General features: G+C 69.3%; 12 protein-coding genes. 5 read left to right on the top strand and 7 right to left on the bottom strand.

What is annotated here, in order from left to right; genetic code table 11:
* Positions 1–127: 127 nt before the first annotated feature.
* Positions 128–901 (top strand): IclR family transcriptional regulator domain-containing protein, encoded by a 774-nt coding sequence (locus AC1DIX_RS09720; RefSeq protein ID WP_441933688.1) that lies wholly within the window; start codon positions 128–130, stop codon positions 899–901.
* A 135-nt stretch (positions 902–1,036) separates the two neighbouring features.
* Here the strand turns inward: AC1DIX_RS09720 and AC1DIX_RS09715 are convergent, their stop codons facing one another.
* Positions 1,037–1,942: a helix-turn-helix domain-containing protein gene (locus AC1DIX_RS09715; protein ID WP_477323902.1), complete on the bottom strand. Its 906-nt coding sequence runs from the start codon at positions 1,940–1,942 to the stop codon at positions 1,037–1,039.
* A gap of 128 nt (positions 1,943–2,070) precedes the next feature.
* Between AC1DIX_RS09715 and AC1DIX_RS09710 the strand changes: the two genes are divergently transcribed.
* From AC1DIX_RS09710 to AC1DIX_RS09695, 4 genes are all read left to right on the top strand, one after another.
* Positions 2,071–3,237: a 4-hydroxybenzoate 3-monooxygenase gene (locus AC1DIX_RS09710; RefSeq protein WP_477323900.1), complete on the top strand. Its 1,167-nt coding sequence runs from the start codon at positions 2,071–2,073 to the stop codon at positions 3,235–3,237.
* A gap of 79 nt (positions 3,238–3,316) precedes the next feature.
* On the top strand, positions 3,317–4,711 hold the full coding sequence (locus AC1DIX_RS09705; protein WP_477323898.1) for an MFS transporter: 1,395 nt from the start codon (positions 3,317–3,319) through the stop codon (positions 4,709–4,711).
* 5 nt (positions 4,712–4,716) lie between these two features.
* The gene (locus AC1DIX_RS09700; protein ID WP_441933888.1) at positions 4,717–5,898 is read left to right on the top strand and encodes a CynX/NimT family MFS transporter; all 1,182 of its coding nucleotides are present in this window, start codon (positions 4,717–4,719) and stop codon (positions 5,896–5,898) included.
* Positions 5,899–6,005: 107 nt separating this feature from the next.
* Complete coding sequence (locus tag AC1DIX_RS09695; protein WP_441933680.1) at positions 6,006–6,446, top strand: DoxX family protein; 441 nt, start codon at positions 6,006–6,008, stop codon at positions 6,444–6,446.
* 15 nt (positions 6,447–6,461) lie between these two features.
* On the opposite strand, the gene AC1DIX_RS09690 is transcribed toward AC1DIX_RS09695, so the two are convergent.
* The 6 genes from AC1DIX_RS09690 to AC1DIX_RS09665 all read right to left on the bottom strand — a co-directional run bounded on the left by AC1DIX_RS09690 (position 6,462) and on the right by AC1DIX_RS09665 (position 13,569).
* Complete coding sequence (locus AC1DIX_RS09690; RefSeq protein ID WP_477323896.1) at positions 6,462–7,301, bottom strand: alpha/beta fold hydrolase; 840 nt, start codon at positions 7,299–7,301, stop codon at positions 6,462–6,464.
* A gap of 120 nt (positions 7,302–7,421) precedes the next feature.
* Positions 7,422–8,057: a response regulator transcription factor gene (locus AC1DIX_RS09685; RefSeq protein ID WP_441933676.1), complete on the bottom strand. Its 636-nt coding sequence runs from the start codon at positions 8,055–8,057 to the stop codon at positions 7,422–7,424.
* A gap of 12 nt (positions 8,058–8,069) precedes the next feature.
* Positions 8,070–10,085, bottom strand: coding sequence for an ATP-binding protein (locus AC1DIX_RS09680; RefSeq protein ID WP_477323894.1), 2,016 nt, complete (start codon positions 10,083–10,085; stop codon positions 8,070–8,072).
* Between the two features lie 73 nt (positions 10,086–10,158).
* Positions 10,159–12,015: an amidohydrolase gene (locus AC1DIX_RS09675; protein WP_477323892.1), complete on the bottom strand. Its 1,857-nt coding sequence runs from the start codon at positions 12,013–12,015 to the stop codon at positions 10,159–10,161.
* Between the two features lie 13 nt (positions 12,016–12,028).
* On the bottom strand, positions 12,029–12,655 hold the full coding sequence (locus AC1DIX_RS09670; RefSeq protein ID WP_477323890.1) for a response regulator: 627 nt from the start codon (positions 12,653–12,655) through the stop codon (positions 12,029–12,031).
* A 101-nt stretch (positions 12,656–12,756) separates the two neighbouring features.
* Positions 12,757–13,569, bottom strand: coding sequence for an alpha/beta fold hydrolase (locus AC1DIX_RS09665; protein ID WP_477324060.1), 813 nt, complete (start codon positions 13,567–13,569; stop codon positions 12,757–12,759).
* Positions 13,570–13,573 lie beyond the last annotated feature (4 nt).

Below are 13,573 nucleotides of genomic sequence, written 5' to 3'. Positions count from 1 at the left end.
TGGGAGGGGTTGTTGTGCAAACGATGGTAGGGAAGGACGGCGGCAGCGACAAGCCGGCAAAGTGCTGCAGCGTTCACTATGCGCGCACTTTGTGCGATACTCGCACAAAACCCCTGCCAATTTGCATATGAGCGAAAAACCTGACGCGCCGCTGGAGCGGGACCTCGTCGGCGGCCTCGAAAAAGGCCTGAAGGTGATCGAAGCCTTCGACCAGGAGCGCTCGCGCCTGTCGATCGCCGAGGTGGCCGAGGCCACCGGCCTGACGCGGGCGGCGGCGCGCCGCTACCTGATCACGCTCACCCACCTGGGCTATATGCGGCACGAGAACAAGCTGTTCTCGCTGACCCCGGCGGTGCTGCGCCTCGGCCAGTCCTACCTGCACTCGGCGCGCCTGCCGCGCATCGCCCAGCCGCCGCTGTACCGTCTCGCGTATTCGCTGGGCGAGGCGGCCTCGGTCGGAGTGCTCGACCACGACCAGCTGGTCTGCGTGGCGGCGGTCAGCGCCGGACGCCTGGTCTCGGCCACCCTGCAGCCGGGCACCCGGGTGCCGGCCTATTGCACGGCCAACGGGCGCATGCTGCTGGCCTCCCTGCCGCAGGCCGACATCGAGCGTTTCCTGGCCCAGGCCACGCCCGAGCAGATCACCCGGCACACGATCGTCGACAAGGAACGCCTGGCGCTCGAGATCGCGCGCGCCCGGGCGCAAGGCTATGCCCTGGTCGACCAGGAGCTGGAGCTGGGCCTGCGCACGATCTCGGTCCCGCTGCGGAACTTCCGCGGCGACGTTGTGGCGGCCATGAACGTGAGCGTGCACGCGGGCCGGCTGCCGGTGGAGCAGATGGTGGAGCGGTGTTTGCCGGCGATGATCAAGACGCAGGTGGAGTTGGGGGCGATGTTGTAGCTTACCCCGTCGTGCCCGCGTGATCTCCACGTCGTCCCCGCGCCGGCGGGGACCCAAGTTTGGCGCATACCTGTAGCGTTTGAACTTGCAGGTGCTCACGCAAACTTGGATCCCCGCCTTCGCGGGGACGACGGTTCATTCGTCCGCCTGCGTCCGCTGCCGGTACTCCTTCGGCGTCATTCCCACCAGCTTCTTGAACAGCCGGCTGAAGTAAGCCGGATCCTGGAATCCCAGCTCATAGGCGATGCCGGCCACGCCCGCCGGCACATAGGTCAGCTTGCGGCAGGCCTCCAGCATCAGGCGTTCCTGGGTCATCTCGAAGGCCGTCTTGCCGGCGATTTTCAGGCACAGGCGGTTCAGGCGCACCGGCGCCACGCGCAGCGCGTCGGCGTATTGCGGCACCCGCCACTGCTCCTTGTAGCGGCGCTCGATCTCGGTGCGGAAGCGGCTGAACAGCTCGAAGTCATTGCGGCCCGAGCTTTCTGCGATGCGCCGTTCGGCCTGCACCCGCGCCAGCGTCAAGAGCACGCAGCGCGACAGCCAGTCGAGCATCAGGGTATGGCCCTGGCGCGGCCAGGCCGCTTCCGCGATCAGGTTGCGCAGCAGCGCCTCGATGCGCTCGCGCGCTTCCGGCACCGGTCCGAGCCCGATGGCGAGCGGCTCCACGAACAATGAGGTGAACAGGTTGCCGTCCTGGCCGGCGGCGGCGAACAGCATGTTCTGGTCGATCGTCAGGACGTAGCCGTAGGCCTCTTCGGAAAATTCGAAACCATGGGCCAGCGAAGGATGGATGGTGAGCGCGACCGGGCCGTCGAGTTCGCAGACTTCGCCGCCGAGGGTGGCCCTTACGCGTCCGCCGAATAAAAAAAGTACCTGGAACAGACCGGCGTGGGTATGGATGCCGATATGCCAGTCGTAGCCGCGGCTGCGCGTCTCGATCAGTTCGACGTGCACGCCCTCAGCGTCAAGGCCCCTTGTCAGCTCGCCGTAAAGGGCGAACTGGGGGATGGCGGCGGACGGCAGCTTGAGGGCGGAAGGCATGGCGAAGATCGGGACGGTTGGAGTCGAATGAAAAAATAGTACAAGTTTTTTCCATTTTCATCCATTCATATCGGGCCGCCGCCGCACTAGGATGATGTCAACCAGAACACATAAACGGAGACATCATCATGCGTACCCAGGTCGCCATCATCGGCGCCGGCCCCGCCGGCCTTCTGCTTTCCCACCTGCTGCACCTGAACGGCATCGAGTCGGTCGTGCTGGAATCGCGCAGCCGCGCCGACATCGAAGCCACCATCCGCGCCGGCGTGCTCGAACAGGGCAGCATGGACATCCTGAGCGAAGCCGGCGTCGGCGAGCGGATGCGCCGTGAAGGCGCGCTGCACCACGGGATCGAACTGGCCTTCGGCGGCCGCCGCCACCGCATCGACCTGCACGGCCTGACCGGCAAGTCGATCACCGTCTATCCCCAGCACGAGGTCATCATCGACCTGGTCGCGGCCCGCCTGGCCGCCGGCGGCGAGCTGCTGTTCGAGACCAGCCAGGTCGAGATCGCCGGCATCGACGGCGAGCGGCCGGCGGTCGGCTTCATGCACGGCGGCGTGGCGCACCGCATCGAGGCCGACTTCGTGATCGGCTGCGACGGCTTCCACGGCGTGTCGCGCCCCATGATCCCGGCGACGGTACGCCAGGATTTCCAGCGCACCTATCCCTTCGGCTGGTTCGGCATCCTGGTCGAGTCGGCGCCCTCGTCGGAAGAACTGATCTACGCTCGCCACGAACGCGGCTTCGCCCTGGTCAGCACCCGCTCGCCGACCGTGCAGCGCCTGTACTTCCAGTGCGATCCGCGCGACCACGTCGACAACTGGTCGGACGACCGCATCTGGGCCGAGCTGCATGCGCGCCTCGAGAGCGACGACGGCTGGAAGCTCAAGGAAGGCAGGATCTTCCAGAAGGGGATCATCGGCATGCGCAGCTTCGTGTGCGCGCCGATGCGCTCGGGGCGCCTGTTCCTGGCCGGCGACGCCGCCCACATCGTGCCGCCGACCGGCGCCAAGGGCATGAACCTGGCGATCTCCGACGTCAAGCTGCTGTCGCGTGCCCTCGACAGCTTCTACCGCGGCGGCAGCGAGGAGGGCCTGGAACGCTATTCGAGCGAGGCGCTCAAGCGAATCTGGCGCGCCGAGTTCTTCTCGTGGTGGATGACGCGCCTGCTGCACACCTTCGAGGACGCCTCGCCCTTCGACCGCGAAGTGCAGCTGGCGGAGCTCGAGAACGTGGTGGCCTCGCGCGCCCTCAGCACCGCGCTGGCGGAGAACTACGTCGGCGCCTTCTGAACTGTTATAAAGTAGAGCCGTCAGGCATACGACATAAAACGCGGCCGGCCACCGGCGGGACCGCCCGAAGGAGACAACCATGCAGAAAGACGTCCAAGCGGTCGACGTCCAGGACTTCCTCAACCGCCACCGTTTCTCGAGCTTCCAGTGGACCATCTTCGCGATCTGCTTCCTGATCGTGCTGCTGGACGGCTTCGACACCGCCGCGATCGGCTTCATCGCCCCATCCCTGCTCAAGGAATGGGGCCTCAGCAAGGCGGCGCTGGCGCCGGTGCTCAGCGCGGCCCTGTTCGGACTGGCCGCCGGAGGCCTGACCGCCGGCCCCTGCGCCGACCGTTTCGGCCGCAAGACCGTGCTGGTGGCGGCCGTGGCCCTGTTCGGCGCCGCCTGCACCTGGGCGGCCTTTTCGGCCGACCTGACCCAGCTCACCATCCTGCGCTTCGTGACCGGCCTCGGGCTGGGCGCCGCGATGCCGAACGCGGTCACCCTGATGAGCGAGTACTGCCCGGACCAGCGCCGCGCGACCCTGACCAATGCGATGTTCTGCGGCTTCCCGCTGGGCGCGGCGCTGGGCGGCTTCCTGGCTGCCTGGATGATTCCGCAGTGGGGCTGGCGCAGCGTGCTGCTGCTGGGCGGCGCGGTGCCGGTCGTGCTGGCGGCCGTCATGCTGGCGCGCCTGCCGGAATCGGTGCGCTATATGGTCGCAAGGCGTCATCCCGCCGCGCGCATCCGCGCCGCCTTGCAGCGCATCTCGCCGGCGGCAGCGCAGGCGGCCTCGTTCAGCATGGCCGAGAAGGCAGCGCCGTCCGTCGCCGGCAGCGGCCTGCGCGTCATCCTGTCGCGTCCCTTCATCGTCGGCACAGTGATGATCTGGCTGGCCTACTTCATGGGCCTGGTGATCTTCTATTCCCTCATCAACTGGATGCCGATCCTGTTCAAGGAAGCCGGCCTGGATGCGCGCACGGCCACGCTGGCGGCCTCGCTGTTCCCGCTCGGCGGCGTCGGCGCCATCTTCCTCGGCTGGCTGATGGACCGCTTCAGCGCCAACCGCGTGATCGCGCTGTGCTTCAGCCTGAGCGCGCTGAGCATCTACGCGATCGGCCTGTCGGCCGGCAGCACCGGCCTGCTGATGGCGGTGGTCTTCATCGCCGGCACCCTGATGAATACGGCCCAGTCCTCGCTGCCGGCGCTGGCCGTGGCCTTTTATCCTACCCAGGGCCGGGCCACCGGCGTCGCCTGGATGATGGGCGTGGGCCGCTTCGGCGGCGTCGCCGGCTCCTTCCTGGTGGCCGAACTGTCGCGCCGCCAGGTCGGCTTCGAAGGCATCTTCGCGACGATCGCGGTGGCCGGCGTGCTGGCCACGCTGGCGCTGCTGGTCAAGCACTGGGGCGAGCCGCAGCGGCCCGAATCGGCCGGCTCGGCCGAATCTTCCGGATCGGCCGCGGCGCGCAGCTCCGCGGGCGCCGCGCATTGAGCGGCGTGGGGCGCAGCCGCGCGGCCCGCGCCTTCCTCGGCGCGAGCCTGGTGCTGATCGCCTTCAACCTGCGCCCGCTGTTCTCCAGCGCCTCGGCCCTGCTGCCGGAACTGAAGAGCGAGCTGCAGCTGTCGGCCTTCGGCGCGGGCGTGCTGACCACGCTTCCGGTGGTGTGCCTGGGGCTGTTCTCGCCCTTGGCGCCGCGGCTGGCGCGCCGCATCGGCGCCGAAAGGACCATGCTGGGCGTGCTCCTGCTGCTGGCCCTGGGCACGGCGCTGCGCGGACTGGCGCCGCTGCCGGCGCTGTTCCTCGGCACCGCCCTGGCCGGCGCCAGCATCGCGGTCGGCAACGTGCTGCTGCCGGGACTGGTGAAGCGCGACTTCCCGCACCGGAGCGCGCTGATGACCGGGCTGTACACGATGGCGCTGTGCGGCGGTGCCGCCAGCGCCGCCGGCCTGACCCTGCCCATCGAAAGGCTGCTGGGCGGTTCGATCCACGGCGCGCTGGCCGCGTGGGCGCTGCCGGCGGCCGTCGTCGCCCTCGTCTGGCTGCCGCAGCTCGGGCAGGGGGCGCAGCGGCCGGCGGGCGGCGGCGCCCACATCAAGGGACTGTGGCGCGACCGGCTCGCGTGGAACGTCACCCTGTTCATGGGCTTCCAGTCCGCGCTGGCCTACAGCGTGTTCGGCTGGCTCGTGCCGATCCTGCGCGAGCGCGGCCTCGATCCCGTCCTCGCCGGCAGCGTGGTCTCGATGTCGGTCATGGTCCAGGCAATGTCCTGCCTGGCGGTGCCGCACATCGCCGTGCGCGGCAAGGACCAGCGCCTGATCAACCTGGCGCTGTCCGCGATCGCGGTGGTCGCGCTGATCGGCCTGCTGTTCGCGCCGCTGTCCACGGTCTGGCTGTGGGCGGTGCTGCAGGGCGTCGGCCAGGGCGGCCTGATCGCCGCGGCCATGACCGTCATCGTGCTGCGTTCGGGCGATCCCCAGGTGGCGGCGCAGCTGTCCAGCATGGCGCAATGCGTAGGCTACCTGCTGGCGGCGAGCGGGCCGCTGGTGGTGGGGCTGATCCGCGGCCAGACCGGCGGCTTCGGCTGGTGCGCCCTGCTGTTCGTGGTGCTGGGGGCGATCGCCGGCTTCAACGGCTGGCGTGCCGGGCGGGCGGCGCACGTGGGGGCGGCGCGGGTGTAAGGATAGCGGCCTGTCCAAGGACAGGGGCGCAAGCGGCTGCGGGCTTCTATCATCGAAACAGGGCCCGTCGCCCGACCTCCCTCCACACGACACTTTCAGGATCCGCCATGTATTCCAAATCCGCACCCGCCATTCCCACCGGTCGCGCCGACCGCCGTCCCGCCATCGCCTACTGGTGTTTTCTGCTGTTGTTATGTTCCGCCTACCTGCAGGGCGGGATCGAGAAGGCCCTGGATTTTCCGGCGGCGGTCGCCGAGATGCATCACTTCGGCCTGTCGCCCGCCGCGCCGCTCGCCTTCCTCACCATCCTCGGTGAGCTTGGCGGGGCGCTGCTGATCCTTTGCGGGTTCCGACGCTGGCTGGGCGCCGCCTACCTGGCACTGTTCACCTTGGCGGCCAACCTGCTGGCCAACCGATTCTGGGAACTGGCCGGGGCCGCCCGCACGATGTCCGAGAACGGCTTCTTCGAACACCTCGGCCTGGCCGGCGCCTTCATGATCGTCGCGTATATCGATGTGCGCGAGCGGAAGGCGGCGGCCAGGGGTTGACGCCGGGAGCTGGGATCAGCCGCGCAGGAAGGCCAGCAGCTCGGCGTTGAGCCGGTCCTTGTGGGTGGACGGCAGGCCGTGGCCGGCACCCTCGTAGACCGACAGGCGGCCCTGCGGCAGCAGTTCGACGGCGCGGCGGGCGGTGGTGGCCAGCGGCACGATCTGGTCGTCGTCGCCGTGGATCACCAGGGTCGGCACCGTCATCTTTTTCAGGTCTTCGGTGAAGTCGGTTTCCGAGAACTGCTTGATGCAGGCGTAGGCGCTCTTCAGGCTGCACTGCAGGCCCTGGATCAGGAAGGACTGGCGCATGCCTTCCGAGACCTTGGCGCCCGGGCGGTTGAAGCCGAAGAAGGGCATGGTCAGGTCGAGGAAGAACTGGGCGCGGTCGTTCCTGACGCCGTCGCGGATGCCGTCGAAGACCGACATCGGCACGCCGTCCGGATTGTTCGGCGAAGCCATCATCTGCGGGGTGACGGCGCCGACCAGCACCGCCCTGGCGACGCGGCCGGTGCCGTGGCGGCCGATGTAGCGGGCGACTTCGCCGCCGCCGGTCGAGTGGCCGACCAGGGTGGCGCCGGTGATGTCCAGGGTGTCCAGCAGGGTGGCCAGGTCATCGGCATAGGTGTCCATGTCGTTGCCGTGCCAGGCCTTGCTGGAGCGGCCGTGGCCGCGGCGGTCGTGGGCGATTACGCGGTAGCCGTGTTCGGCCAGGTACATCATCTGGTCTTCCCAGGCATCGCCGGACAGCGGCCAGCCGTGGCTGAACACCACGGGAATACCGTGGCCCCAGTCGGTGAAGTGGATGATGGTGCCGTCACGCGCGGTGACGGTATCGATGGTGCGGTTGGCGCTCATGTCTGCTTCCTTTCAGGAGGTGGATGATGCCGCTGCTGTGCGGCCCTCCTGCATTGTGGATGGCGCGCCCACGCCGGCCTAGCTATACGAAGGGATACACCGGCGCTCCTTGGCCCGCTCTCACAGGCTGATGTAGCCGCGCTTGAGGGCGAGCGTGACCGCGTGGGTGCGGTCGCTGGCGCCCAGCTTGACCAGGATGGTGCTCATGTGGGTCTTCACCGTCGGTTCGCTGATGCCGAGCGCTTCTCCGATCACGCGGTTGGTGTTGCCGTCGGCGGCCAGGCGCAGCACGTCGAGCTCGCGCGGCGACAGCGCGTCGGCCCGATGGTGGCTGTCGACGTCGCGCTGGGCCAGCGGGGCGATCACGCTGGCGCCCTTGTAGACGTTGCGGACCGCCTGGGCCAGGGCGGTGCCGGGTGCGTCCTTCAGCAGGTAGGCGGCGGCGCCGGCCTTCAGCGCCGCCACCACGCGCGCGTCGCCGCTAAAGGTGGTCAGCACGACGATGCGCGCGTCCGGATGCAGGGCGCGGATGCCGATAATGGCTTCGAGCCCGTCCTTTACCGGCATCTGCAGGTCGACCAGGGAGACGTCGGGACGGTGGCGGGCAAAGTCGGCGATCGCCTCGGCGCCGTTGGCGGCGGTGCTGACGATCTCGATGTCGCCCTCGGCCAGCAGGGCGGCGGCGATCCCCTCGCGCATCATCGGATGGTCGTCGGCCACCATCACGCGGATCGGTGTTGTAACTGGAGTGTGCATAGCCTTCGGATATTACACCGGAAGCCGCAGGCGGAAGCAGGCGCCCCGCGGCGCGCAGGGCTCGTACCAGATATGGCCGCCGTGGGCGCGCGCGATCGACAGGCTGATCGACAGGCCCATGCCGTTGCCGCTGCTGCCGCGCTTGGTGCTGAACATGCTGGTGAACAGGCGCTCGCGGTGGGCGGGAGCGATGCCCGGACCGTTGTCGCTCACCGCCAGTTCGACCGCATGGCCGCCGCGGGCGACGGTCTCGATGCGGATGCGGCGCGCTCCATCCAGCCCCGCGGCGGCGTGGGCCTCGGCGGCGTTGACGACCAGGTTGGTGAGCACCTGCTGCAGCTGGACGCGGTTGGCCTCGATGCTGCGCTCGCCCAGGCCGAGCACGAGATCGAGCTCGATGCCGTGCTTGCGCAGCAGCCGGCGCAGCAACTGCGCCGTTTCGCGCACGGCGCGGTCGAGCACCACGCTGTCGGTTTCCATGTCCATGCCGGCCGCCAGGCGCTGCAGGCCGCGCACGATATTCCCGGCCTGCCGGCCGGCGGCGCCGATAAGGGCCAGGGAATCGAGGGCCCGCTCGACGTCCGGCTGGGCGCGGCGCAGCCATTTGGCGGCGGCCGCCGCGTGCAGGGCGACGGCCGCCAGCGGCTGGTTGAGTTCATGCGCGACCGACTGGCCCAGATCGCAGCCGCCGTCCGTTTCCTGCGCGGCTTCGTTCCACTTCGCCCGCAAGGCTTCGAGATGCCCGAGCGCGCCCCAGCGCCGGCAGGCCAGCAGCGTCTGCTGGCGATACTGGTGGGCGGCCGAGTCCAGGCCGCAGTCCTCGGCCAGTCCAGCGGCCTGCTCGCTGGCGAGGACGGCGAGCCAGTGCAGTTTCGCGCCGGTGGCGAGTGCCGCGGCCCGTTCGAAGCCCCGTAGCGCGCCGAGCGGCTGGCTGCGGCGGCGCTCGATGGCGGCATCCGCCAGTGCAGCCATCGCACCATGGCTGGCCCGGCAGCGCGTGTCGAGCGCCGTCAGCGCATCGCCGTGGCGGCGCAGCGCGTCGAGCGTGAACGGGTCGCCGCAGCGGGACAGGACAAGGACGGCGAACACGTGGTAGACCAGCAGGTCTCCGGGCGCGCTCAATGGACCGCTCAGGGCTCCGGCTTCTTCCACTGCGCGCAGCGCCAGCGCATGCTCGCCCGCATACCACGCCGCCTGGAGCCGGGTCAGCCAGTGGCCGAAGCGGCCCTCCTGGCTTGGTGCGCGCACCGTGCAGAGGCGCTCGAGGATGGCGCCGCCCTGGTGCGACAGGAGGCCGCGCAGCAGGCTGGCGCGGGATTCGAGTTCCTGGACCGCGGCATCGGCGGCCTGGCCGGCCAGCGCCTGGCGGCAGGCCATGTCGAGGTGGTGTGCCAGCTCGGGCACCGGCATGCCGGAAACGAGCCCGGCGCCGTACAGATAGCTGCCGGCGGCCGCGGCCAGGGACTGGCCATGGCAAAGCCCGGCGAGCAGAGCGGCGGCGCGTGCCAAGCCCTCGTTCGCCGGCGTCAGCAGCGCCGCATGCACCGCATGCGCCAGGCCGGCGTGGCCGTCGTCCCTGCGTGCGGCGCACTGGAGGCCGGCGCGGGCCAGTTCCAGCGCCGCCTCGCCGCCGCCGTAACGGGCATGGGCGAGGGCGCCGAGCGTCACCATGGCCAAGGCGGTGGCGCTGCCGGCGCCGCGCAGCAGCGCATGCTCGACTTCGGAAGCGATCGCGGGATGGGGCGCGCCGGCCGCCGTCAGCGCCTGCAGCAGGAAGGCGGGATCCTGGGCGCCTTGCTGCTGCGCCGCCGGCAGATCGAGCCAGCGTGCCGGCGTGAGCCGGCGGATCCGCTCCCAGGCCTGGGAGCAGGCGATCTCGCCAACATTGCCCCCGCGCGGCCTGCGTTCCGGCACCGCAACGGGGATGCCGGAGGTGCCGCTGTCCGGCAGCGCCAGGACCGGCATCCGTAGCCGGGACAGGCCGGCGAACGATAGAGGGAACGGGGCGGTTTTCTGGGCCAGGTTCATGGGAGCTTTCCTTGTTGCGGTTCGCCCCATTATCCGGCCAGTCGGCCCTTAGTCCTTCATACGATAGTCGTAGTCAGAACGCGAAGCAGCTGCAGCCGAAGGCGCCCCAGAAGCCCTGGAAGTCGGACACCGGCACGTTCGAGCGGCGCGCCCGGTCGTGGCCGTGGCCGTGCACGCCGCATGGACCCTGGCACTGGTGGGCCAGCGCGGCCGCCGGCTGGGGCGCCGCGCGGCGCCAGTGGCCGGCCACCTTGTTCACCGGCGACCACTCCGGCAGCACCGGGATCGGCGGCGGCGCCAGCGGCGTGAACTCGGCCTGGCCGAACACGACCTTGCCGCCGACGATGGTCAGCACCGATTCCAGGCCCTTGATCTCGTCTTCAGGCACGCGGAAGAAGTCGCCGGACAGCACCGCCAGGTCGGCCAGCATGCCCTCGCGGATGCGGCCCTTCTTGCCCTGTTCGCTGGAGAACCAGGCGCTGCCATTGGTCCAGAGTTCGAGGGCGGTCTCGCGCGGCAGGCGCTGGCCGGCGTCGTACAGGCGCAGCCCGCCGACGGTGCGGCCGGACACCAGCCAGTACAGCGCGGTCCAGGGGTTGTAGCTGGCCACGCGGGTGGCGTCGGTGCCGGCGCCGACCGGCACGCCCATCTCCAGCATGCGCGCCACCGGCGGCGTGGCCTTGGCGGCTTCCGCGCCATAGCGTTCGACGAAGAACTCGCCCTGGAAAGCCATGCGGTGCTGGATCGCGATGCCGCCGCCGAGGGCCTTCACGCGTTCGATGTTGCGCGGGCTGATGGTCTCGGCATGGTCGAAGAACCAGGACAGGCCGTCGAAGGGGATCTCGCGGTCGACCTTCTCGAACACGTCCAGCATGCGCGAGATCGACTCGTCGTAGGTCGCGTGCAGGCGGAAGGGCCAGCGGCTGGCCACCAGGTGGCGCACGACCTTTTCCAGCTCGTCCTCCATGCCCGGCGGCAGGTCCGGACGCGGCTGCAGGAAGTCCTCGAAGTCGGCGGCCGAGAACACCAGCATCTCGCCAGCGCCGTTGTGGCGGTAGAAGTCGCTGCCGTCGCCCGGCTTGACCATGCCGGTCCATTGTTCGAAGTCTTGCAGCTCCTTGCCCTTGTTCTGGGTGAACAGGTTGTAGGCGATGCGGATGGTCAGCTGGTTCTCCTTCGCCAGCTCGTCGATGACGGCATAGTCTTCCGGATAGTTCTGGAAGCCGCCTCCGGCATCGATGGCGCTGGTCACGCCCAGGCGGTTCAGTTCGCGCATGAACTGGCGGGTCGAGTTCACCTGCAGGTCGTGCGGCAGGGCCGGGCCCTTGGCCAGGGTCGCGTACAGGATCATGGCGTTGGGGCGGGCGATCAGCATGCCGGTCGGATTGCCCTGGGCGTCTCGCACGATCTCGCCGCCCGGCGGATTCGGCGTGTTGCGGTCGTAGCCGACCGCGCGCAGGGCCGCGCGGTTCAGGAGTGCGCGGTCGTACAGGTGCAGCACGAACACCGGCGTGTCCGGCGCCGCGGCATTGATCTCCTCGATGGTCGGCATGCGCTTTTCGGCGAACTGGAATTCGTTCCAGCCGCCCACCACGCGCACCCACTGCGGATTCGGGGTGCGGTCGGCCTGCTCCTTCAGCATGCGCAGGGCGTCGGCCAGGGAGGGCACGCCTTCCCAGCGCAGTTCGAGGTTGTAGTTCAGGCCACCGCGGATCAGGTGCAGGTGGGAGTCGTTCAGCCCCGGAATGACGGTGCGGCCGTTCAGGTCGATCACCTTGCTGTCCGGCGCGCGGTGGCGCATCACTTCGTCGGTATCGCCGACGGCGAGGAATTTGCCGTCCTGGATCGCGACCGCGCTGGCCTGGGGATTCTGGCGGTCGACGGTGTGGAAGCAGCCGTTGAAGAGGATGAGGGGGGCGCTTGATTGCATGAATGCTCCGTGTTTAAAAGGGATGCAGCAGGCCGCGCCGCTGGGCGACGCTGGCCGCCTCGGTGCGCGAGGTGACGTTCAGCTTGGTCAGGATGTTGTTGATGTGGTACTTCACGGTGCCGACGCCGATGCCGGCATCGCGGGCGATCAGCTTGTTGCTCTTGCCGGCGCTGAGGTGGGCCAGGATGTCGAGTTCGCGCCGCGACAGCGGGCTGGTATGGATGCGCGCGGCCAGCTTTTCGGCCAGGCGCGGCGGCAGGTAGCGGCCCTGCCTGAGCACGTGGCGCACGCAGTCGACGATCTCCTCGAAACCCGACTGCTTCAGCAGGTAGCCGGAAGCGCCGGCGGCCAGGCCGCGGTGCACGTCCTCGTCGCCTTCGTAGGTGGTGAGGATCACGATCTTCGCGTCCGGATGGCGGGCACGTACCCGTGCGATCGCCTCCAGGCCGCCGCCCGGCATGTTGAGGTCGACCAGCAGCACGTCGGGCCGCAGGCGCTCGTACTGCTCGACAGCGCCGTCGGCGTCGGTGGCCTGGCCGAGCAGGACCAGTTCCGGTTCGGCCTCGATCAGGGTGGCGATACCGGCGAGGATGAGCGGGTGGTCATCCGCGATGACCAGGGAGATCGTTGAGTTGTCCATGTGGGTGCTCCGGCTGTGGCAGGCGGGTGCCTGCGCGCTGGCGCAGGCCGCCCCATTCTCGGGCGCGGGCGGCCTGCGGTCCAGCTATACCAAAGGATAGGTCAGGCCTTGATGAAGGCGAGCAGGTCGGCGTTGAGGCGATGCTTGTGGGTGGTCGGCAGGCCGTGCGGCGCACCTTCGTAGACCAGCAGGGTCGACCGCTTCACCAGCTTCGCCGCCGCGCGCGCCGAGGCGTCGATCGGCACGATCTGGTCGTCGTCGCCGTGCACGATCAGGGTCGGCACGTCGATCTTCCTCAGGTCGGCGCTGAAGTCGGTCTCCGAGAACTGCTTGATGCAGTCGTAGGCATTCTTCAGGCCGCACTGCATGCCCTGGGCCCGGAAGGTGTCGCGCACGCCCTGCGAGACCTTGGCGCCCGGACGGTTGTAGCCGTAGAAGGGCAGGGTCAGGTCCATGAAGAACTGCGCGCGGTCGTCCACCACCGACTTGCGGATGCCGTCGAATACTTCCATCGGCAGGCCGTTCGGGTTGGTGGCGGACTTTACCATCTGCGGCGGCACCGCGCCGACCAGCACCGCCTTCGCCACGCGCTTGCTGCCGTGGCGGGCAAGGTAGCGGGTCACTTCGCCGCCGCCGGTCGAGTGGCCGACCAGCACCGCGTTCTTCAGGTCGAGGTGGTTCAGCAGGGCCGCCAGGTCGTCCGCATAGTGGTCCATGTCGTTGCCGCCCCAGGGCTGGCTGGACAGGCCGTGGCCGCGGCGGTCGTGGGCGATCACGCGGTAGCCGTGGGAGGCGAGGAAGAACATCTGGTCTTCCCAGGCGTCGCCCTGCAGCGGCCAGCCGTGGCTGAACACGACCGGCTGGCCGCTGCCCCAGTCCTTGTAGTGGATCACGCTGCCGTCGGCGACGGTCAGGAAG

Source organism: Massilia sp. 05N420 (assembly GCF_056397205.1).
The sequence above is the reverse complement of the archived record's forward strand: the minus strand, read 5'-3'. Positions and strand labels throughout refer to the sequence as shown.